This is a genomic window from Thalassospira profundimaris (genome assembly GCF_003326675.1).
GTDB classification, from domain to species: Bacteria; Pseudomonadota; Alphaproteobacteria; order Rhodospirillales; family Thalassospiraceae; genus Thalassospira; species Thalassospira aquimaris.
This window is the reverse complement of sequence record NZ_JPWF01000006.1, coordinates 1-22,526: the sequence shown is the minus strand read 5'-3', so window position 1 is coordinate 22,526 and position 22,526 is coordinate 1. Positions and strand designations below refer to the sequence as shown.

Sequence of the window (22,526 nt, the reverse complement as noted above, 5' to 3'; positions counted from 1 at the left end):
GTTATCAGCTCTGCTGACGACGCATCACGCGCTGAATTTCGCGGTTCGAATTGTTGTTTGCCTCGGTCAGTGCGGCCGCTGCTTCGATCTCGCCGGCAAGCGTGCGATCAAGGGCGCTCTTAAGGTGTTCGCGCACACGGTGATAGCCCGGAACCTGAAGGAACGCGCCCGCATATTGGGACTGATCAAGGGCAACCTTGGCGGCCGGAACTTCTGCAAGATAGCTTTGCATTTCCGGTGCAGCCCAAGCCGATTTACGAACGGCGAGATAGCCGGTTGCGCGGCTCCATTTCGCCTGGTTTTCGGTGTTGGTCATCCAGCGTGCGAAGGTCCAGCTTGCTTCTTTTTTCTCGTCAGACTGGTTCTTGGCAATCATCAGCGGACCACCGCCCTGTGCTGCGCCATAGGTCTTGTTTTTCGGCATGAAGGCAACGCCGACTTCAAACGACGCCGAGGTACGCAGGTTGGTCAGCGACCCGGTCGAGTGATAAAGCATCGCGGTATGACCAGCCAGGAAGTCGTTGGCCGAACCCTGCCAGGTCGATGCCGGGGGCATTACGCCACCATCAACCATCTGCTTCCAGAAGGTCAGGGCTTCGACGGCTTCGGGACGGTCAAACAGTACCTTGTCTTTCTGCCACGGAACCAGTTCGTTCTGGCGGCAATAGCATTCAAACATCCAGTCATGCCAACCGCCACCGATGGTCAGGCCCCAGCGTTTCAGTTCACCGTTTTCGCGCAGGGTAACGGCCTTGGCGACTTCGAACAGTTCGTCCCAGGTATCGGGTGCCTTGTTGATCCCGGCGGCCTTGAAGGCATCCTTGTTGTAATAGAGAACCGGGGTCGACGGCTGGAACGGCAGACCATAAAGACGGTCATCGGAAATGCAGGTATTGAGGAAGCCCGGCAGGAAGTCATCATAGATGTCATCGGCCTTGGCAAGATCGGTAATGTCTTCAAGCGCATCAAGACCAAGGAAGGTCTGAAGGGCCGAGTTGATCGGAAGCCACAGTGACGGCGGCTCGTTAATGCCGAGACTGGTGATCACTTTCTGTTCGGTGTTGTCGTAGCTGCCTGCATAGATGGCTTCGACTTCGATACCGGGATGCTGCGCGTTGAAGTCGGCAACCATGCCCGAAACGATGCGGTTGATGTCGCCCGATACGCCGACCGGATACATGAACTGCAACTTGACCGGACCAGATGCCCGTGCCGAACGAATAAGACCCGGTGCCAGACCGATTGCCGGAATGGCCGCCGTTGCAGCAAGGAATTTGCGGCGGGATAAAGTGAATTTCGATGAACTCATGACACACGTCTCCATGTGAGATTGAACAAAGACCCACCGCCCATAACTTGACTGTGGGAAATTTGAGGATTTCGAGTATTTCAAAAACACAATCCCACACAACGCGCGCAAATTTGGTGACACTTCCAATACATTTCCGTGACAATCGTGGAAATGGGTCCACATCGGCACAAGAACGTGGCTAAATCCACATATCCAGATTGACGCAGACCAAAGCACCACCAAAGGACCGACGACATTGTTAATCGCGCAAATCACCGACACCCATTTTCTGACCAATAATCAAAAGCTTGCCGGGAAGTTTGATACAGGCAGCGCATTTGAACATCTGATCGAAAGCCTTGCGAAGCTTACGGTTAAACCTGATCTGATCCTGTATACCGGGGATTTGGGCGAGGACGCCACCCATGAAGAATATGCCCATATCGCACGCGAACTACGGGCATTGAACATCCCGGTGCGTGCTGTTCCGGGCAATCATGACAAACGCGCCCCGATGATTGACGAACTGCCTGATATGGTTTCAGTGACCAAGGACGGGCATCTTTGCTGTGTTGATACCAGCTTTGATCTTGCCATCATCGGACTGGACACCATTGTCGAGGGTAAGCCGCATGGCGCGTTATGCGCAAAGCGCTTGGCATGGTTGAAACAAACCCTGACAGATTTAAAGGGCATTCCCGCCCTGATCTTTATGCATCATCCGCCGATCACGACCGGCTTGCGTGCAATGGACGATATCGGACTTCTCGAAGGTGGCGCCGAGTTCAAGGCAATGATCGAGGAACATGGCAAGATCGAAGCCATTCTGTGCGGGCATTTGCATCGATCTATTCAGGGCACCTTTGCGGGCGTTCCTGTCCGGGTTTCACCATCCGCATCCCATCAGATCGAATGTGATCTGCGCGTTGATCAGCCCTACAAACTGGTCGCCGAGCCCGCGCAATACATGCTGCATATCTGGAATCCGGAAAATGGTGTGACCAGCCACACGGTTCCGGTAAAACACCCGGTGTAATCCACAACCGCCCCAACCACGCCGGAAAACGATGTCAAAGCCCCTGAACCCCGAACAGTGCCCAAAACAATCCGCCCGGTATCAAAGCTTTGTTGTCCGTGCGGCGCAATGGGAAGGGTTTTGGGGCCTTTATCATAATGGCTGGCTGCTTCATACCAGTGGCGGACAGACATTCTGCCCGGTCTTTGCCAGGCGCGAAGATGCCCAAAGCTGGGGTGCGAGCATTCAGACCAACCATGTCCCCGTGCCGATCACACTGGTTGATGCCATCGAACATATCGTGCCCGACTGGCAGGCAAATGGCGTTATGGCCGGGGTTTCGCCAACCCCTGCCCTTGCCCCGGTTTTGATCGCACCCGATGAATTTGCACAGGATTTACTAAGCGCGCTTAAATCTGCCCTGAACGGCAATAAATCCTGAAACGCGGTTCAATCGTGGATGCAGACTGGACCTTGGGCGCAAAATTCCCTATCCCATCAATCAGCATCTTTACGATAGCCGACCCTTCACATCATTGAACGAGACCGCGATGACCATTGCCCTGCCCGCCAAAGCCGACGCCCTTGAAAACGGCCTGATCGAAATTGCCCGCAAGGCCGGTGCCGCAATGATGGAAATCTATAAAACCGATTTCGAAGTCCGTTCCAAGGATGATGCGTCGCCTGTGACCGAGGCAGACGAAGCCGCCGAGGCGGTGATCCTGCCGGGTTTGCGCGCCCTTACCCCGGATGTCAAAATCGTGTCCGAGGAATCCGCTGCCAAGGGTGATGTACCCGATGTGAATGGCGAGACCGATTTCTTCTGGCTGGTTGATCCACTGGATGGCACCAAGGAATTCATCAAGCGCAATGGCGAATTTACCGTCAATATCGCACTGATCGCCAAGGGCCAGCCGGTTCTGGGCGTGGTCTATGCCCCGGCCATTGAAAAACTTTATTACGGCGGTCCGGATGGCGCCAAACTGATCGACGGCGATGTTGAACCGACCATCACCGACATTACCGTTCGCGACATGCCAAGCGACGGCGTGGTTGTTGTCGGGTCGCGTTCGCATGGCGATCCCGAAGCCATGAAAGCGTTTCTGGGTGATCTTCCGGTCAAGGAACTGCGCCCGGCGGGAAGCTCGCTTAAGCTTTGCCTTGTCGCGGCGGGCGAAGCCGATCTTTATCCGCGTCTGGGCCCGACCATGGAATGGGACATTGGTGCCGGTCATGCGGTGCTGGCGGCGGCCGGTGGCGTTGTTGAAAATATGGATGGCAGCCGATTCCATTATGGCAAGGATGATTTCCGCAATCCGTTCTTTATCGCGCGCAGCCCGTCCGTTCCGGTGAAATACGAAGCGTAATTTGCCGCGCAGCACAGCGAATATCGAATAATCAAGCATCCTCAGCGGCTTGTCCTTTGTGCATCGCACATGTGGCAGGCCGCTTTGGTTTTTCGCCATCCTAAACACCCTCTGATCCGCAGTTTTGTTGACTTTGGGGCAATTTTGCGATATACAGAAATCATCGCCACACAGAGTGTAGGTGACGTAAATAGCCGCCGGACTAACGGCGACGCGGTCCAGTTTCACCACCGCGGGGCGAAATCGGGCTAGAGCGTAAATTGGAGCCGCCATTTCATGGCGGCTCTGCGCTGTTTGGGGCCAAATTCATCTTTGATATGCACTTCTTTTTTGGCTGCCATCGCACGGTAACGGGGCGTTCTTCCTTGTCATCGGCCATGATCGTAGCTAGGTATCTGAGTAGATTGTCTTTTCACGGATACTTGCATGTCACCCGCATTGACCATTCGACCCTATTCCGAAGGTGCCCTTAGTCAGGCCGCAGCGAAATTGCGCGCAGGCGAACTGGTGGCCTTTCCGACCGAGACGGTCTATGGACTGGGTGCCGATGCTACCAATGCCGATGCGGTTGCCGGTATTTATGCCGCCAAGCAACGGCCAAGCTTCAATCCGCTGATCAGCCATTTTCCAGATCGCGATGCCGCCGCCAAACATGCCGTCTTTGATGCACGTGCCGACAAGCTGGCCAATGCATTCTGGCCCGGTGCGCTGACACTGGTTCTGCCGCGCCAGCCCGACAGCAATGTGTGCGAACTGGTGACTGCGGGCCTTCCCAGTATTGCAGTGCGTGTTCCGGCCCATCCGATGGCGCGTGACCTGTTGCGCGCGGTTGCACGCCCGATTGCAGCGCCTTCCGCCAACCGTTCCGGGCGGATCAGCCCGACCACGGCAGGCCATGTTGCCCATTCGCTTGGCAATGCGATCAGCATGATCCTTGATGGCGGCCCCTGTGGCGTCGGCCTTGAAAGCACGGTCATTGACCTGACCACGGACCGGGTTGTGATGCTGCGCCCCGGCGGGATCACCAAGGAACAGGTTGGGGAAATTCTTGGCTGTGAGGTCATCATGGCCGAAACCGATGATACAGCCCCCAAAAGCCCCGGCATGTTGACCAGCCATTATGCGCCGGGCCTTCCGGTTCGGCTTGATGCCAAAACTGCCGATACGTCGAAATACGGCAATGAAGTTCTTCTGGCTTTTGGCGATTGCAATACCAAGGGATTTGATGCGGTTCTGTGGCTTTCGAAAAATGGTGATGACCGTGAAGCGGCCGCCAATCTGTTTGCCAAACTTCATGAAGCCGACCAGAAACGGTTTGACGGTATCGCGATTGCGCCAATCCCCGATACGGGACTTGGACTTGCGATCAATGACCGCATGAAACGTGCGGCAGCGCCCCGTGCGCCCCATCCATCTGTGTGAACGGATTCTGCAATGCCCTTTTTGCCAGACAGCGTGATCAATGATCTGAAAGACCTGCTTGGCCCCAAGGGCTGGAGCACCGATCTTGACGTTCTGGCCCCCCATAATGCCGAGGCACGTGGCAAGTTCAAAGGTCAGGCAGAGCTGATCCTGTTTCCGGCAAGCACTGATGAAGTCGCCAGGGCCGTTGCCATCTGTGCCAAACACAATATCGCAATTGTCCCGCAAGGCGGCAATACCGGGCGGTGCGGCGGTGCAGTTGCGACGTCAAAGCAGGTTTTGTTGAACCTGAAACGCATGAACAAAGTCATCGAAATCGATGAACGCGACTTCACAGCCACGGTCGAGGCCGGTGCGATCCTGCAAACCATTCAGGAAGCCTGTGCCAAGCATGATCTTTTGTTTCCCCTGTCGCTTGGCGCGGAGGGGACCTGTCAGATTGGTGGCAACCTTGCCACCAATGCCGGTGGCTTGAACGTGATCCGATATGGCAATGCGCGTGAATTGTGCCTTGGTCTTGAAGTTGTCCTGCCCGATGGCAGCATCTGGAACGGGCTTTCCAAGCTGCGCAAGGACAATACCGGCTATGACCTGCGCGATCTGTTTATCGGGGCCGAGGGTACGCTGGGCATTATCACCAAGGCGACGCTGAAGCTGTTTGCGCAGCCAAAACACATCGCCACCGCTTGGCTTGCCGTGCCGTCGCCGGACTGTGCGATTGATATTTTGGCATTGGCGCGCCGCCATTCCGGGGATGGTATTGCCGCCTTTGAACTGATGAGCGGTTTCGCCCATGACATGTCTGTGACCTACCTTAAGGGCCTGACGCGTCCGCTTGCCACCAAGACCGACTGGCATGTTTTGATCGAACTGACATCATCACGCCCCGATGATGATTTACAGACGCTTCTGGTTGACCTTCTGGGCAATGCGGTTGAAATCGGCCTTGCCACCGATGCCACCATTGCCCAGTCGGAAAAGCAGCGCGCCAATCTGTGGGCGATCCGCGAAGGCATCCCCGACGCCCAGGGATTTGAAGGTGGATCAATCAAGCATGATGTATCGGTTCCGGTATCAAAGGTTCCCGATCTTCTGGTTCGCGGCATTGCCGCGGCCAAGGCCCTGATCCCGGGCATTCGCCCCTGCCCGTTTGGCCATGTGGGCGATGGCAATATCCATTTCAATTTCAGCCAGCCTGTCGATATGGAAAAGTCCAAATATCTGGCCCGCTGGGAAAGCCTGAATAGCGTCATTCACGACATTGTCGCCGATCTTGGCGGGTCAATCAGTGCCGAACACGGGATCGGGCAGCTTAAACGTGACGAGCTTGCCCACTATGCCAGTGACGAAAAGATGAAATTGCTGCGCGCAATCAAGACAGCAATCGATCCCGATGATAGGTTCAATCCCGGTAAAGTTGTGTAATCCTTACACATGCGTCCCACTGCCCCATTGAACCGGAGACAAGCCCCATGTTCTCTGTCGATACCTATGCCCCGCTTGATGTCCCCAAACAGATTGATGACAATATCTGGATCATTGATGGTCCGGTGATCGGGTTTCAGAATTTCGGGTTTTCGATGCCCTTTCCGACCCGGATGACCATCGTGCGTCTTTCGGGAAACCGGTTATTTGTGCATTAGCCCATTCGCCTGACAGATGAGCTTAAGGAGGCCGTTGATGCGTTGGGCGAGGTCACTTGGCTGATTGCCTCAAACACCATCCATTATGCAGGCGTACCGGATTGGCAAAAAACCTATCCCAAGGCCGTTGCATTTTGTGCGCCCGGCGTGATCAAGCGCGCCAAATTGGTTGGCATCGCTGTTCGGTTTGACGGCGAGTTGGCCGATAGTGCCGAAACAGATTGGGCAGATGACATCCAACAGGTCCTGGTGCGCGGCAGCTACCTGAATGAAGCAGTGTTTTTCCATAAAGCATCGCAAACCCTGATCCTGACCGATCTGATCGAGAATTTCGAACCACAGAAGATCAAAAGCCCGTTCTGGCGATTTATGGTCCGTCTTTTCGGCACCATGGATCCCGATGGATCGGCCCCGCGCGATATGCGTGCGACCTTTATCGGGCATCGCGGCCATGTCCGCAAATGCGTTGAAACCATGATTGGCTGGAACCCAAAACGGGTCATTCTGGCCCATGGGCGCTGGTATCAGGATAATGCAGTGGCTGAACTGAAACGTGCGTTTCGCTGGGTCCTGAAATAACCGCTACAAATACAAAAGGGCGTTCCGCAAGACGCCCTTTCACGTTCACGATATCAATGGATGGCTTATTCGCCCGGACCGGCCCACGGGTCCATGGCATCAAGCTTGTTCTGGCGGCGTTCGTCGCCCGACTTTTTCCAGTCACCACCAAAGGCGGCTTCTTCCCACGAGCCATAGCTCGGGTTCGGAAGCATGAACCAGCGTTCACCCCAATAATCGGCGTATTTTTCCATCACTTCGAGACGTTCTGCGATGGTGCCGTCAATCTCGTCGGTGAAGTCGCCGAAATTGTCCCCGAACTGCATGATCACACGATAATCATCGGCAACCGCTTGACGACGCGACGTTTTGTTCGATCCCCAGGCATCAATCTCGCCGCGCAGCATGACGTGTTTTTCATCTGCATACGGGAAGCCGTATTTTTTCAGGTTCTCGATGGTCGGGGCTTCTTCCGGTGCCTTGCGGTTGGATACATAGAATACCTCTACCCCTTTGGCAGCAGCAGCCTTGGTAAATTCAAGCGCGCCCGGGGTCGGGGTTGAAACCATATCATGGACGAATTTCGCCCAGGTCTTGGAGCTGTAATAGGTTTTTTCGGTCACAACCCAGGACTGGTACTTGGAGTTATCCAGAACCGTCTCGTCAAGATCAAGAATGATCGCCGGCGGTTTGGACATATAGTTGCCGTCCTGTTCAATCGCAGCCGTCCAGCTGTGATCGCCAATGGCATCACTCAGTAAACGGGTCGCACCGGCATATACCGACATTGCAGTCGTTTTGTATTCGACCGAGGTCTGCAACCAAAGTGTTCCGTTCAAACCGTCATTCTGTGCCGGTTCTTGTGCCTGCGCACCAACCGCACACAAGGCAGTGGTCGCAACGATGGCAGCCACACCGAATGATTTCGCGATAAAGGTCATTTGTATTCTCCCTGATTGATTTCCCGACCGGATAGATGCTGACCATCCAGACAGGATTTCAACAGCATGCCACCGCACCGCACCAAATAAAAAGCCTTTTTCCAATTCGTCTTGGAAAAAGGCTTTTGCATGCAGTTTGAAAATGACGCCACGGAACGTCGTTGGCGTTCCTTCAGGCCGTCGGACGCTTCTCGAACGACGCAAACCCGTCTTCAAGAGCCGGTTCCTCATGAATGCGATCCACCCGTGCATTTGGCGGCCCGTCCTGACATGCAAGGATCATGGATTTCACGACATCCACCGGCCCACAAAACACGGCCTCGACCGTGCCATCGGTGCGGTTGCGCACCCAGCCGGTCAGGCCGCGCTTGCGAGCTTCTTCGACGGTCCATGCCCGATACCACACACCTTGCACCCGGCCTTCGATCCGCGCATGCACGGAAATATTGCCGGTACCGGTTACAGGATCGGGACGGGTATCATTCATCAAAAACTTCCTTCACCGGACACAGATTACTTCGCGCCCGGAATTTTGGCATGAAGATGGGCTGTATCGACGAATTTCTGTTTCTGTTCGTCGGATGCGGGGGCCTGATGGTTGTCCTTCCATTCGTCATAGGTCATGCCGTACACAACTTCGCGGGTCCCGTCATAATCCATCGCCACACCCTTTTCGCGTGCGGCGGCCAGATACCATTTGGCCAGACAGTTGCGGCAGAAACCGGCAAGGTTCATCAGATCAATATTCTGGACATCCTTGCGATCCTGAAGATGCATGACAAGCCCGCGAAAGGCCGCTGCTTCAAGTTCCAGTTTGGTTTGCGGATCAAGATCGGCTGCCGGGCCATTGGCCAGAACGGCCGCCGTCGACATTTCAGAACCGGCGCAATCAGACATGTTCCATACTTCCTTAGGGTTCAGACTCACTCAAACTATGGCATCGGTCGACCGGATTTGTGTGGATGCTAGGAGCCAGACAGCAGGAAGATATACATCTTTCAATGTCTGGCGACACAGCAGTCCGTGCAAATCCGGTCGATCAGTAGACAACTGTGGTGACAGCAACCTCCATCGTCACCCCCCTTGACCGGGGGCCAGCCCCGCTCTGCCGGGGGTTCCTTGTATCTCACTGTCACCACAGTTGCCGATGCTATAGTTTGAGTGAGTCTGAACCCTTGTTCGATGTTGTTCAAGTTGCTCGATCATGGCCGGAACGTCGGCAATGCCTTCGGCCGTGACAAAGTTCTGGTTTTCAATTTCGGTCTGATCGACCATTTCATGAACCCAGGTGATTTCATAGGGAATGTGGATCGCAGCCCCACCGCACGCAAGGACCGGCAGGATATCGGACTTCATCGAATTGCCGATCATGATCGCGTCTTCGGGTTCCACGCCATAGCGGCCAAAGATATTGCGATAGGTCAGCGGATCCTTTTCCGAGACAATCTCGATCCCGTCAAACAGATCCTCGAACCCGGAACGGTCGATTTTAAGCTGCTGGGCAATCAGATCGCCCTTGGTGATCAGAACCACCTTATAGCGCGGATTATCAGCATAATGGCGCAACACATCGGCCGCACCGTCAATGATACGGGTCGGCGCGCGCAACATGGATTTGCCGATCTCGGCAAGTTTGTGAATATCTTCGGCACTGATCTTGCGATCAGAAAGTTCGATCGCTGTTTCGATCATTGACAGGGTAAAGCCCGTCACCCCGTAGCCATAGATCGAAAGGTTCGCCAGTTCGGCCTGATAGAGCCGGTCGTCAACCTGATCGGCCGGGACATAGTGGCTTAACATTTCGCGCAACTGAACATGTGCTTCGCGGAAAAGTGGCTCGTTGTGCCACAGGGTATCGTCGCCATCAAAAGCAATCAGTTTATACATTCTACGCCTCGTTTCTTGTTATTGGATGGCCGTGTTCATCAGGAAGTAACAGCCTCGATTTGCGACCATATGGCAGCGCAAACCCGCCGTAAAGCCCCGTTATCTGTATTTAATATTCGCAGGCGCACATCGAAAGGGGTTGAAAAAGCAAGTGTGTGAACAGGCTAGAACAAAAGGTACTGAGCAACTAAGCACCTCCATTCGAGATGGCATTGCAAGCAAGCTCAACATCGTCGACCGCTGAGACTATTTGAGCGGACCTTGAAACTTCTGGCGAAAAGTCAAATCTCCGAATTATTTCCACACCCTTCCGAATACCTCTAAGCAAAAACTCATCATCGAATGCATGCTCTAAAGGCCTAGGGTGTTCGATCAGATCACGGACCAACTTCAGTTCATTTAGAACCACCTCATCCTCCTCAGAGAAATCTCCACCAAATGCACCGTGAGTCAGAGCAAGAATCAGCACTTCTCTGCCCCCTTTAACTTCAGTCCTCAAGAAATTGTGCCGCGAACGATCTAGGATTTGGTACTCCTTCATCACGTCTTGCGACTTTAAAGCTGCGTTTGCTTTTTCGGTGAAAGCTATAGACGCATCACGATCGGATATCGTCGCTGTAGCAGCATTGATTAGTGCTGTGCTCATGCTCTTATTTGCAAGCACCAACGCCCCCACATGCCTTTTCCGCCTTGAAAGGTGGAAAAGGCATTCTTCCAGATACCAAACAGTAACGCGATGGCAGGAGATTCCGTTCACTGCACGTCCTTCTCAAGAGCCATATGATGACGCTGTCAATATAAACGTAGCCTAAGCACAACGCAAAAAGGCGCTGACCGTTTCCAGTCAGCGCCCGATCAAGCATCACCCAAGAGGGAACAGGTGGCTTACTCGTCTTTTTCGAACTCGATGATGATGGCATCGACTGACAGGTTCGCCCCCTGCTCGGCATGGATTTTTTTGACCACGCCTTTGCTTTCGGCTTTCAGCACGTTTTCCATCTTCATCGCTTCAAGGATGCAAAGCTCCTGCCCCGGCTGAACGGTCTGGCCTTCGGTTACGGAGACCTTGACCAAAAGACCCGGCATCGGTGATTGCAGGAAGTTCGACATGTCTGGCGGTGCCTTGAACGGCATCAGTTTCTGAAGCTCGGCCACGCGGGGCAGAAGGACTTTGAAGCTGCGCTGAACACCATTTGACGCCAGGCGGAAGCCAATGCCTTCGATATCGATCTGCACACAAACCGGCGCGCCATCAATTTCACCGACAAACATCGGATTGCCGATCTTCCAGTCCGACACCACGCCGTAACTACGATCCCCGATGGCAACAATGTAATCGCCATTAACACCATCAAACTCGATATCAAACGGCGTGTGGTCATCGCCACTTACCGCGACCCAGCTTTCAGCAACCTTGATCGGGTGATCGCTGATTTGGCCGGTAATGCCGGAATTGCGTTCGGCATAGCGCTGATTAAGGTAGGCTGCGACGACGACAAGGGTCGACGGATCTTCATCAGGAAGATCATCGGACGAGAAACCGTCCGGATATTCTTCGGCAATGAAGTTGGTGGTGATATTGGCATCCTGAAATCGTTTGTTGGCCATCACGGCGGCCAGGAACGGGATGTTGTGCGAAATGCCACGGATGTAATAGCCATCAAGGGCAGCACGCATTTCATCAATCGCCTGATCGCGCGTCTCGCCATAGGTGATCAGTTTGGCGACCATCGGATCGTAATACATCGAAATCTCGCCGCCTTCATAGACGCCGGTATCGACACGCACCGTCGCACTTTCCTCTGGCGGCTGATATTTCACCAGACGACCGGTAGAGGGCAGGAATTCACGGAACGGGTCTTCGGCATAGACGCGGGTTTCCATCGCCCAGCCGGTCAATGTTACGTCATCCTGCTTAAGGGTCAGTTCCTGACCATCGGCGATCTTGATCATCCATTCGACAAGGTCCTGTCCGGTGACAAGTTCGGTTACCGGATGTTCGACCTGAAGGCGGGTGTTCATTTCAAGGAAGTAGAAATTCTTGTCCTTGTCGACGATGAATTCCACCGTCCCGGCCGAGCAGTAATCAACCGCCCGCGCCAGTGCCACGGCCTGTTCGCCCATAGCCTTGCGGGTTGCCGGATCGATGAAGGGTGACGGGGCTTCTTCGACGACCTTCTGATGGCGGCGCTGAATGGAACATTCACGTTCGCCGAGATAGATCGCATTGCCGTGCTTGTCGGCCAGAACCTGAATTTCAATATGGCGCGGTTCTTCGACGAATTTTTCGACAAAGACCCGGTCATCCCCGAACGAGCTTGCAGCTTCGGAGGTTGCACGTTCGAACCCTTCGCGGCATTCGGCGTCATTGCGCGCAATGCGCATGCCCTTACCGCCACCGCCAGCCGATGCCTTAAGCATTACCGGATAACCGATTTCATTGGCGATTTTGATCGCCTCCTCGGTATCCTTGATGACGCCCATATAGCCCGGAACGGTCGAAACCCCGGCATCAGCGGCAATTTTCTTGGACGTGATTTTATCACCCATCGCGGCAATCGCGCCATTCGGCGGGCCGATAAAGGCAATGTTTGCAGCATCAAGCGCCTTGGCAAAGGCCTGATTTTCCGAAAGGAAGCCATAGCCCGGATGAACGGCCTCGGCCCCGGTGGATTTGCAGGCCTCGATGATCCGCTCGATGATCAAATAGGACTGATTGGTCGGGGCCGGGCCGATATGCACGGCCTCGTCGGCCATCTGCACATGCAGGGCAGCTTTATCCGCATCGGAATAAACCGCGACGGTTTTGATGCCCATTTTGCGGGCTGATTTGATCACACGGCAGGCAATTTCACCGCGGTTGGCAATCAGGATTTTCGAAAACATGGATGTCTCCCAATATGTCTTGCGGCTTACAACGGAATATTGCCGTGTTTCTTTTCAGGGTTCTTGATGTCTTTGTTGCGCAGCATGCCCAACGCCTTGCAAACACGGCGACGGGTGCCATGCGGCATGATGACATCATCGATAAAGCCCTTGCGACCCGCGACAAACGGGTTGGCGAATTTTTCGCGATATTCCTCGGTGCGGGCTTCGATCTTGGCCGGGTCATTCATGTCAGACCGGAAGATGATTTCCACTGCCCCCTTTGGCCCCATCACTGCGATTTCCGCCGTCGGCCAGGCATAGTTGACATCACCACGCAGATGCTTGGACGCCATAACGTCATAAGCCCCGCCATAGGCCTTGCGCGTGATCACTGTGACTTTTGGCACCGTTGCCTCGGCATAGGCATAAAGAAGTTTGGCACCATGCTTGATGATCCCGCCATATTCCTGTGCGGTGCCCGGCATGAAGCCCGGAACATCGACAAGGGTAACAATCGGAATGTTATAGGCATCGCAGAACCGAACAAAGCGCGCGGCCTTTTTGGAGCTATCGATATCAAGGCACCCGGCCAGAACCATCGGCTGGTTGGCAACCACACCAACCGTCCGGCCATCCATGCGTGCCATGCCAATGATGATGTTTTTGGCGTAGTCGGGCTGAATTTCAAAGAAGTCGCCTTCATCGACGATCTTTGCAATCAGTTCCTTCATGTCATAGGGCATGTTGGGGTTTTCAGGCACCAGCGTATCAAGCGAGAAATCATCGCGCGTGATCGGGTCTTCGCACAGATGTGCTGGCGGGTCTTCCTTATTACAGAGCGGCAGGAAGTCCATGAAACGACGGGTCTGAAGCAACAGATCGACATCGTTGTCAAAGGCAAGGTCCGCAACCCCCGAAACCGAGGTATGGGTTGACGCGCCGCCAAGCTGTTCGTGGGTGACTTCTTCGTGGGTCACGGTTTTGACCACATCCGGCCCCGTGACGAACATATAGGAGCTGTCCTTGACCATGAAGATAAAGTCGGTCATGGCCGGGCTATAAACCGCACCACCGGCACATGGCCCCATGATCAGCGAAATTTGGGGAATAACGCCGGATGCCTCGACATTGCGTTGAAATACATCGGCGTAACCGGCAAGACTTTCGACCCCTTCCTGAATACGGGCACCACCCGAATCATTAAGGCCAATCACCGGCGCGCCGACCTTCATCGCCTGATCCATGATCTTGCCGATCTTGCGCGCATGGGCACCGGAAAGTGCGCCACCAAACACCGTGAAATCCTGCGAGAACACAAAGACAAGGCGACCGTTGATCGTGCCATGTCCGGTGACAACACCATCGCCCGGGATGCGGTTTTCGGTCATGCCGAAATCCACACAATCATGTTCGACAAACATATCCCATTCTTCGAAGGAACCTTCATCAAGCAACACATCAAGGCGCTCACGTGCGGTAAGCTTGCCTTTGGCGTGCTGATTATCAATGCGGCGCTGGCCACCGCCCATGGCGGCTTCGGCGCGTTTCGCTTCGAGCTTGGCGATGATATCTTGCATCTTGCGTTTTCCTTGCTGTGATCGGGCGTGCATGCACATTTCGCCCAATGTGCGCGTCCTGAGAAATGAAATAGCATTATTCGGTACTGGAATGCCAATTATTTTTAACAGTTTTCAGACACACCAAAAACTGGCGCAAGCACCTGAATTCCCTAGAGTCATTGCAATATGTGAGAAGAAGCAGGACTAAAGTCTAGGGCCGCCGATGATCAATAGCATCGCAAAACGGCGCACGCCCTGGCAACAAGCCACACCCGGCACAACGCGCAACACACAAACTGCACCGGCAACACAGCAGATCACGGTTGTTTGTCACCGCACAGAATATGGGCGCATTCATCACAATTCTCGGACGAACCGGACTTGTGGAAACAATATTTGTTACGCCCACATGCCTTGGCCCGATAAAGCGCCCGATCCGCGTCACTATAGATCGCCTCGGGGTCACTTTCGCCGCCCTCACAAGTCGAAATACCGATACTGGCACCGACCCGAATTTCATGGCCATCAATCATATGGGGCAGTGAAATCTCGTCGATCATCCGCTGTGCTGGTGTAGCAGCATCAGCGACATCCTCGATCATTGGCAAAATAATCGCAAATTCATCACCACCCAACCGCGCGACAACATCCGCATCGCGCGAATGGGTTTTGATGATTTCACCAACCCGCACCAAAAGCTTGTCCCCAACCGGATGCCCGAATGTGTCATTGACCGCCTTGAAGTAATCAAGATCAAGCAACATCAGAACGACATTCTTGTTGTATCGGCGGTTCATCTGCACGATATGCGACAACATGGCATTGAACTGATAGCGGTTGGCAAGACCGGTTAACTGATCGGTTTGCGCCAGACGACGGATTTCGGCCTCGACCGTTTTTGACGGCGTAATATCGGAATGCGTACCCGACATACGAACCGGGTTGCCTTCGTGATCCCACTCCACGACCTTGCCACGATCCAGAACCCAAACCCAGTGACCGGATTTATGCAACATCCGGCATTCGCATTCATAATAGTCATCCTCGCCGGAAAAAACCCGCTGAAGGCGCGCATTGGACTGCTCCAGATCGTCGGGATGACAATGACCTATCCAGGTTTCGATGCTGATCGGCGCAAGCTCGCTTAGGCCATATCCGATAATATCGGCCCATCTTTCGTTAAAGCGCACCTCGCCGGTTTGAACATGCCATTCCCAGGTTCCGACATTGGTGCCCCAGATAATTTCGTCCAGACGCTGGCGTTCCGCAGATAGCGCACAATTCACATCAACAAGCTGGCGCTCATAATTTTTGCGGTCCGTGACGTCAAAGTTTGTCGAGTGGATGAATTGGCGTTCATCAAGCTCGACCAACCCGGCATTGATCTGAATATCGCGCACCAGTCCATTGGCAAGACGGTGCTGCACATCAAAACTTGCGGCGCCGCCATTCAGCACATCCGCAATATGCTTTTTGACATCACCAGCGCCATTAATGTTCAGATCCAGAATACTGAACCCGATCAATCCATCGCCTTCAAATCCGTAGAAGGCCTTGGCGGCGTTGCTGGCATCAACTATACGCCCGTCAACCGGATCGATTAACAGGTTCACAGACCGCGTATTTTTAAACATCTGTCGATACAGACGCTCGCGCTCCTTCACCGCAACCTCGGCCTGTTTGACGGCATTGATATCGGCAAATGAAACGATGACCCCGTCAAAGGCGTTGCTGTCTTCGCGGAACAAAGGTTCTGCATTGATGCGGATCCAGGTAAAAGTGCCATCAGGCTGATTAACCCCCATCACTACATCTGATTCACGCTGATGCGTGACAAGCACCCGTGCGGCCGGATGTTCTTCGCCGGGGAATGGCGATCCGTCTGCCTTAACGCAGCTCCAGCGCGGATCGATCGGTGTTGCCCCGATCAGTTCTTCACGGGACAGCCCCAATATCGAAAGAGCAGCATCATTAAACTCGACAATCGCGCCGGATGCGTCATGCACAACAACGCCCTCGGCCAATGCGTCAAGCAACCGCTTATAGCGGCTCTCGGCATCTCGCAATGAGCTTGTCAAACCAGGTTGTTTCATGCGCGCAATCGACATTTCAGCAAATATATCCGCCATCAGGGTCCAGCGCTCAGATGAAGGTTCGGGGCTGAGCACTCCACGCACGTCAGTTCCGTATAACGCGCAATGCCACCTGCCCCTCTCCTCGCCGGAGCGAATTTAAAACCTAATACTACAGTATATAATCATCGTCGAATACTTATACCACCGAAGGATGTCATGTGATGCGCATTTTTCGCCGGAAACATCACAGATGCGACCATGATCACATCGCCACGGACCATGGCATTCGGAAAACCAGACATGAAAAAAGGGGCAGTTTCCTGCCCCTCCAACTTCGATTTTGCGTCGTTAATATGATGCGGATAGCGGCCCCGTCAAACTCCGGCCAGCAAATCAAGATAACGTCCGGTCGCAAGCAGCTCTGCCTTGTGACGGTCGCGACGCGCAACGGCTTCGGCGTCCTCACCCCATTGCTCGATGGCGTATTCCTCATCAAGCATCGCGCATTCAAAGGCCCGCTGTGCATCGATTTTACGGTTCATGACCGCAAGACCAATGATCACTGAACCCGAAACCGTGGTCAGGCTGTGCAGCGCGGTCAGATAATAATCATCGAAACTCTCGACATGTTCCTGCAAACGCAGCAGCGAAGCATCGTCCTGTGTGATCGGCATCACACCTTCGGTCACAGCAAGCGTGACACCAAGGTCATTCTTTGCCCAATCAAGCAACGGCTGCCATGCCTTGGCCTGACGTTCGATCAGGTCTTCGGGGAATGATGCCCGATAGCACAACAGGTCAGACCGGCCGTAACCGGTCAATTCTGCAATAACGGCGTCGCGATTTGGCCCGACCCGGTCAATGGCAGTTGCCGCCAATTGCATGATCGGCATGGTCGCGGGTTGAACCTTTTCGCCCTGCGCATCCCATTCCGCAGCGACTTCGCGCGCCAGAACCTCGGAAGGCAACAGAAACTCTGCCTTTGCAGGGGATTTTACCGCGCGACCGTCAAGATGCACGCGCCAACCCGAACCGCTGTCATCCACAGCAGCCTCGGCTTTTTTATAGAAGCGATTGATCGATTTTGTAATCATGATCGCCATATGCCTAAAAGCGGCGCATGACGCAAGGGGTTTTCATAACGGACCACCATGCCGAGATCGCTGTTTGGGCGATTATCAAAAATTTCTGTATAATTTTTGATCAAATTGCCCCATTGACCAAATAATAAACAACTCTACTCTGTTTCGTGAAGATTACAAATCCGCAACAAAGCGGGCGCGTTCGCGACATGGCATATGAATTGCTGTGTCATCAGGGGATTATTCGGTTGCAGGGTCGCACAACAGACCCGATACAGGAGGCTTCACAACAAATGACAACTTTCACAAATCGACTTTTGGGTGCTGCACTTGGTGCCGCAGTTGCACTTGGCGCACATTCGGCCATGGCTGAAATGGCGATCAAATTCTCGCTCGACTGGAAATTCGAAGGTCCGGCAGCGCCTTATATTCTGGCAAAGAAGAATGGCTACTTCGAAGAAGAAGGCCTTGATGTCACCATTGATTCGGGCAACGGCTCGGTCGGTGCGATCACCCGCGTTGCCAGCGGTGCCTATGACGTTTCGCTTGCCGACATCAACTCGCTGGTCGAATTCAACGCATCGAACCCCGATCGCGCCATGAAGTCGATCTTCATGGTGTATGACCGCCCGCCCTTCTCGCTGTTCATGCTTAAGAAATCGGGCATCACCAAACCGGAAGACCTGATTGGCAAAAAGCTTGGCGCACCGGTATTTGACGCATCGCGCAAACTCTATCCGGCATTTGCATCCGCAACCGGCCTTGCACTTGATGCCGTCACCTGGGAAAGCATGGACCCGCCGCTGCGCGAACCGATGCTGGTCCGCGGTGATGTTGACGCGATTTCCGGTCACTATTTCACCTCGATCCTGAACCTTCAGGCACAGGGTGTGACCAAAGATGACCTGACCGTTTTCCAATACAAGGATTTCGGCATGGACTTCTATGGCAACGGCCTTCTGGCATCGCCTGACATGATGGAAAAACATCCGGAAGAACTGCGTGCCTTCCTGCGCGGTGTTGTTAAAGGCTGGCGTGCGGCGATTGCCGATCCGGCATCGGCCATCGACGCCCTTAAAGAAGTCGATCCGCTGATTGACCCGGCGCTTGAATTGCAGCGTCTTCAGATGGCGATTGATGAAAACGTCGTCACCCCGGACACCCTTGCCAACGGCATGGGTCTGGTCAAAACCGACCGTATGGCCAAGGCCATCGATCAGGTCGCACTGGCATTCGGTTTTGAAAAGAAACCGACCGTTGGTGACGTCTTCACCGACGTCTTCATGCCGGGCGCAGAAGACCGCAAAATCAAGTAAGTCATCCTGTCAACCGGGGCGGTTTTCCGCCCCGGTTTTCCATGCACTCGCAAAAGTTCAATTATAAGAACGATCAAGACAAGCAGGGGAAATTACCGCAGTGTCGAAGAGCTTTGTCGAACTCAACAACGTCAGGCTGCGCTATAGCGAAGGCGACGAACTAGCACTTGAAACCACCAACATGAAGATCGGCAAGGGGGAATTCATTGCCGTTGTCGGTCCGTCGGGCTGTGGCAAATCTTCGTTGCTGAAACTGGTTTCCGGTCTGATGCCCCCATCCGAGGGCAATGTCATTGTCGATAACAAGGAAGTCAGCGGCCCGCTTAAAATCGTCGGCATGGCGTTCCAGAACCCGACGCTGCTGCCTTGGCGCACGACGCTTGATAACGTTCTGCTGCCGATGGAAATCGTCAAGCCACACCGCAATCGCCTGCGCAAACATCGCGCCGAATACGAAGAACGCGCACGCAAACTTCTGGCAAGTGTCGGCCTTCAGGGCCACGAAGACAAATATCCGTGGGAACTGTCCGGCGGCATGCAGCAGCGCGCATCATTGTGCCGGTCGCTGATCCATGAGCCGGATCTTCTGATGCTTGACGAACCGTTTGGCGCGCTTGATGCCTTCACCCGCGAAGAACTTTGGGACATCTTGCAAAACCTTTGGATGGTGCGTCCCTTTACCGTCATTCTGGTGACCCATGATCTGCGCGAAGCGGCCTATCTGGCCGACACCATTTATGTGATGTCCAAACGTCCGGGCAAAATTCTGGTGGCACGTGATAACACCCTGCCCCGCCCGCGCGATCAGGAAACCACCTTTACCCAGCCATTCACCGACCTTGTCCATGAACTGCGCAGTCACATCCGTGACGTGCGAGAATCCTAAGAAGGGCGGGCAGATACCATGAAAAAGAAATTCAATTTTACCAAAGCAACCCCGTGGCTTAGTGCAATTGGCCTGTTCGTCCTGTGGGAATTGATCGTGCGGATTTTCAACATTCCGCCCTATGTCCTGCCAACCCCGTCCGAAAGCATCATTGTCGGCTGGCAGTTCCATGAAGCGATCTGGATGCATGCGGTTCATACGCTTTATACAACCCTTGCAGGCTTTGCCATTGCCGTGGTGTTTGGTGTGGTTCTGGGCGCGCTGGTTGGTTCCAGCCGGGCGATCTATGATGCGGCCAACCCGCTTCTGGTCGGCTTCAACTCGGTCCCGAAGGTTGCGCTTGTACCGGTTCTGGTCATGTGGTTCGGCATCGGCACCGTTCCGGCGATCATTACCGCCTTCCTGATTTCCTTCTTTCCGATTGTCGTCAACGTCGCCACCGGACTTGCAACCCTTGAACCGGAACTGCGCGATGTGTTGCGATCCCTTGGCGCGACCCGCCGCGATATTCTGGTCAAGGTCGGCTTCCCGCGTGCAATGCCTTATTTCTTTGCATCGCTTAAGGTTGCGATCACCCTGGCCTTTGTCGGATCGGTGATTTCCGAAACCGTGGCATCGAATGTCGGGGTTGGGTATCTGATGCTGTCCGCATCGTCGAAATTCAATATGCCGCTGGTCTTTGCCGGCCTTCTGGTCATCGCCGTGATGGGCATCGCGATGTATGAAATTTTCAACGTCATTGAACGCCGTTCGACCAAATGGGCGAACCGTGGCAATCAGAACACCTAAGCCCGATCTGCAATCATCAGACCAATAGAAAGGCCGGGATTTTCCCGGCCTTTTTTCGTCATACAATTTGCATTCGGCCCTGCCCTAGGACAAGTGATGCCCAAAGAATGCCATGGTGCGATCCCAGGCAAGTTTGGCGTCTTCGCCGTCGTAACGCCCGCCACTTGGATTGGCGAAGGCATGGTCGGCTTCATACCAGTAGATTTTATAAAGCGACTTGCCTGCAATCCGCAGGGACCGCTCGAACCCGTCGACCATTTCCTTGTTGATGCTTTTATCAAGGGTGCCGAAATGCCCCATCAAGGGTGCCGTCAGGGTCGCGACCTGTTCCGGGGTCTTTTTGACATTGCCGTAATAGATCACCGAGGCATCAACATCGGTTGCAAGTGCGGTATTTAGCGACCAGCCGCCGCCAAAGCACCAGCCGACCGATCCGACTTTGCCTGTTGAGTCCTTGTGGTTTTTCAGAAACTCGACCGATGACTGCAATTTGCGGGTCGCCTTGACCGGATCCAGCCCGGCCATCAGGGCCTTGGCACCATCCGGCGTGGTTGCAGGCGGCTGGCCATAAAGATCAACCGCAAGCGCGATATAGCCCTGCTTGGCATATTCCGCAGCAACGGCACGGATCTGATCATTTAATCCCCACCATTCATGGATCAGGATCACGGTTGGCGCCGGAAGGGTTGCCGGCATGGCGATTTCGGCCATCATCTTATCGCCTTCCGGCGTGGTGATGGTGACTTTATCAAGCATCGCGCCCGCAGCATGGGCCAACATCGGATCGGCAAGGATTACAGCAAGCGGCAGGGCAACAGCCCCTTTGAGAAACAGTCGACGGTCTTCATCTGTCGCCTTGGGCGGCGGGCCAAGATGTTCGTGGGAACCACATCCATCAAGGGTACACATGTTCAAGCCTCCTCTGATTCCTGTTTTATGGAATATCCACCTTTCGTGACGGTCTTGCCGGTTGGCAAATGACATTCCTGTCATCTGCGGCATCTTCTTTACGCCACCTTGTCCCTTCAAGATCATGCCACAACAGCATTCTTTCAAGAAACTGCATCTTGCGATTGTACTTCACAACTGCTTTAACCATCCCGTAACAGACTTTTTCCGGACGGAGACATCATGCGCGATATCGAGACTGTTTTGTTTGATCTTGGCGGCGTTCTTGTTGATTGGGACCCGCGACACCTGTATCGCAAGATTTTCACCGACCCGGCAGAAATGGAAAAGTTCCTGACCGAAATTTGCCATCCGCACTGGAACTTTCTGCATGACAAGGGCGCGCTGAGCTTTGTTAAATCCGTCCTGGATTTACAGCACCGCTATCCCGAATATCACGATCAGATTGCCGCGTGGAATGATCGCTGGCCCGAAATGATGAAAGGCCCGATTGAACGCACGGTCGGCATTCTTGAAGACCTGAAAGCCAAGAACAAGGTGAGACTGTTTGCCCTGACCAACTGGTCGGCAGATACTTGGCCACACGCCCTGGAACGGTTCGAGTTCCTGAACCACTTTGAAGGCATTCTGGTATCGGGTCAGGAAAAACTCGCCAAGCCGGACCCGCGGATTTTCGATCTGGTCTGCGAACGTTTCAAACTTGATCCACGCCGAACCCTGTTCATTGATGACAGTGAAAAGAACATCCAGCAGGCACGCGAAATGGGCTTTATGACCCACTGGTTCCGCGATCCGGTCAAATTGCAGCGCGAACTGATCGAAGATCGCCTGTTCTAGACGCGCATTTCGCATAGACGACAAAGGGCACCGATTGGTGCCCTTTTTTCTTTTTGTGTCTCGTCCTGAAATACGTTGTCA

At 54.1% G+C, this 22,526-nt stretch carries 22 protein-coding genes; 11 read left to right on the top strand and 11 right to left on the bottom strand.

Annotated features, from left to right (window positions below; translation table 11 throughout):
* Positions 1-4: 4 nt before the first annotated feature.
* The gene (locus TH19_RS09970; RefSeq protein ID WP_181846380.1) at positions 5-1,309 is read right to left on the bottom strand and encodes an ABC transporter substrate-binding protein; all 1,305 of its coding nucleotides are present in this window, start codon (positions 1,307-1,309) and stop codon (positions 5-7) included.
* Positions 1,310-1,547: 238 nt separating this feature from the next.
* On the opposite strand from TH19_RS09970, the gene TH19_RS09965 reads away from it, so the two are divergent.
* The 7 genes from TH19_RS09965 to TH19_RS09940 all read left to right on the top strand — a co-directional run bounded on the left by TH19_RS09965 (position 1,548) and on the right by TH19_RS09940 (position 7,317).
* On the top strand, positions 1,548-2,327 hold the full coding sequence (locus TH19_RS09965; RefSeq protein ID WP_181846379.1) for a phosphodiesterase: 780 nt from the start codon (positions 1,548-1,550) through the stop codon (positions 2,325-2,327).
* A gap of 31 nt (positions 2,328-2,358) precedes the next feature.
* Entirely contained in the window at positions 2,359-2,748 is a 390-nt protein-coding gene (locus tag TH19_RS09960; protein WP_114102214.1) for a DUF2750 domain-containing protein, read from the top strand.
* A gap of 109 nt (positions 2,749-2,857) precedes the next feature.
* On the top strand, positions 2,858-3,673 hold the full coding sequence (gene cysQ / locus TH19_RS09955; protein WP_114102213.1) for a 3'(2'),5'-bisphosphate nucleotidase CysQ: 816 nt from the start codon (positions 2,858-2,860) through the stop codon (positions 3,671-3,673).
* A gap of 426 nt (positions 3,674-4,099) precedes the next feature.
* The gene (locus TH19_RS09950) at positions 4,100-5,095 is read left to right on the top strand and encodes an L-threonylcarbamoyladenylate synthase (RefSeq protein ID WP_114102212.1); all 996 of its coding nucleotides are present in this window, start codon (positions 4,100-4,102) and stop codon (positions 5,093-5,095) included.
* A 12-nt stretch (positions 5,096-5,107) separates the two neighbouring features.
* The gene (locus TH19_RS09945) at positions 5,108-6,520 is read left to right on the top strand and encodes an FAD-binding oxidoreductase (protein ID WP_114102211.1); all 1,413 of its coding nucleotides are present in this window, start codon (positions 5,108-5,110) and stop codon (positions 6,518-6,520) included.
* A 47-nt stretch (positions 6,521-6,567) separates the two neighbouring features.
* The gene (locus TH19_RS23065) at positions 6,568-6,738 is read left to right on the top strand and encodes a hypothetical protein (protein WP_258547903.1); all 171 of its coding nucleotides are present in this window, start codon (positions 6,568-6,570) and stop codon (positions 6,736-6,738) included.
* 3 nt (positions 6,739-6,741) lie between these two features.
* Entirely contained in the window at positions 6,742-7,317 is a 576-nt protein-coding gene (locus TH19_RS09940; RefSeq protein ID WP_309471252.1) for a DUF4336 domain-containing protein, read from the top strand.
* 65 nt (positions 7,318-7,382) lie between these two features.
* Here the strand turns inward: TH19_RS09940 and TH19_RS09935 are convergent, their stop codons facing one another.
* From TH19_RS09935 to TH19_RS09895, 9 genes are all read right to left on the bottom strand, one after another.
* On the bottom strand, positions 7,383-8,237 hold the full coding sequence (locus tag TH19_RS09935; protein WP_114102210.1) for a 5'-nucleotidase, lipoprotein e(P4) family: 855 nt from the start codon (positions 8,235-8,237) through the stop codon (positions 7,383-7,385).
* 172 nt (positions 8,238-8,409) lie between these two features.
* Positions 8,410-8,724 carry an acylphosphatase gene (locus TH19_RS09930; RefSeq protein WP_114102209.1) on the bottom strand — a complete coding sequence of 105 codons (315 nt, stop codon included), beginning with the start codon at positions 8,722-8,724 and terminating at the stop codon, positions 8,410-8,412.
* Positions 8,725-8,750: 26 nt separating this feature from the next.
* Positions 8,751-9,134 carry a DUF1244 domain-containing protein gene (locus TH19_RS09925; protein WP_114102208.1) on the bottom strand — a complete coding sequence of 128 codons (384 nt, stop codon included), beginning with the start codon at positions 9,132-9,134 and terminating at the stop codon, positions 8,751-8,753.
* Positions 9,135-9,311: 177 nt separating this feature from the next.
* A complete protein-coding gene (locus TH19_RS09920) occupies positions 9,312-10,124 on the bottom strand; it encodes an HAD family hydrolase (RefSeq protein ID WP_114102207.1) in 813 nt (270 codons plus the stop codon).
* 187 nt (positions 10,125-10,311) lie between these two features.
* On the bottom strand, positions 10,312-10,881 hold the full coding sequence (locus TH19_RS09915) for a hypothetical protein (protein WP_147250748.1): 570 nt from the start codon (positions 10,879-10,881) through the stop codon (positions 10,312-10,314).
* Between the two features lie 128 nt (positions 10,882-11,009).
* Positions 11,010-13,010, bottom strand: coding sequence for an acetyl-CoA carboxylase biotin carboxylase subunit (accC, locus tag TH19_RS09910; protein WP_114102205.1), 2,001 nt, complete (start codon positions 13,008-13,010; stop codon positions 11,010-11,012).
* A 26-nt stretch (positions 13,011-13,036) separates the two neighbouring features.
* Positions 13,037-14,569: an acyl-CoA carboxylase subunit beta gene (locus TH19_RS09905; RefSeq protein WP_114102469.1), complete on the bottom strand. Its 1,533-nt coding sequence runs from the start codon at positions 14,567-14,569 to the stop codon at positions 13,037-13,039.
* Positions 14,570-14,868: 299 nt separating this feature from the next.
* The gene (locus TH19_RS09900; RefSeq protein WP_114102204.1) at positions 14,869-16,680 is read right to left on the bottom strand and encodes a sensor domain-containing protein; all 1,812 of its coding nucleotides are present in this window, start codon (positions 16,678-16,680) and stop codon (positions 14,869-14,871) included.
* Positions 16,681-17,000: 320 nt separating this feature from the next.
* On the bottom strand, positions 17,001-17,720 hold the full coding sequence (locus TH19_RS09895; RefSeq protein WP_258547901.1) for an ATP12 family chaperone protein: 720 nt from the start codon (positions 17,718-17,720) through the stop codon (positions 17,001-17,003).
* A gap of 281 nt (positions 17,721-18,001) precedes the next feature.
* On the opposite strand from TH19_RS09895, the gene TH19_RS09890 reads away from it, so the two are divergent.
* The 3 genes from TH19_RS09890 to TH19_RS09880 all read left to right on the top strand — a co-directional run bounded on the left by TH19_RS09890 (position 18,002) and on the right by TH19_RS09880 (position 20,699).
* Complete coding sequence (locus TH19_RS09890; RefSeq protein WP_114102468.1) at positions 18,002-19,024, top strand: ABC transporter substrate-binding protein; 1,023 nt, start codon at positions 18,002-18,004, stop codon at positions 19,022-19,024.
* A gap of 100 nt (positions 19,025-19,124) precedes the next feature.
* Positions 19,125-19,910, top strand: coding sequence for an ABC transporter ATP-binding protein (locus tag TH19_RS09885; RefSeq protein WP_114102202.1), 786 nt, complete (start codon positions 19,125-19,127; stop codon positions 19,908-19,910).
* A gap of 18 nt (positions 19,911-19,928) precedes the next feature.
* Entirely contained in the window at positions 19,929-20,699 is a 771-nt protein-coding gene (locus tag TH19_RS09880; protein ID WP_114102201.1) for an ABC transporter permease, read from the top strand.
* 84 nt (positions 20,700-20,783) lie between these two features.
* Here TH19_RS09880 and TH19_RS09875 read toward each other — a convergent pair whose 3' ends face one another.
* A complete protein-coding gene (locus TH19_RS09875; RefSeq protein ID WP_114102200.1) occupies positions 20,784-21,608 on the bottom strand; it encodes a dienelactone hydrolase family protein in 825 nt (274 codons plus the stop codon).
* 222 nt (positions 21,609-21,830) lie between these two features.
* Between TH19_RS09875 and TH19_RS09870 the strand changes: the two genes are divergently transcribed.
* Complete coding sequence (locus tag TH19_RS09870) at positions 21,831-22,445, top strand: HAD family hydrolase (protein WP_114102199.1); 615 nt, start codon at positions 21,831-21,833, stop codon at positions 22,443-22,445.
* Positions 22,446-22,526 lie beyond the last annotated feature (81 nt).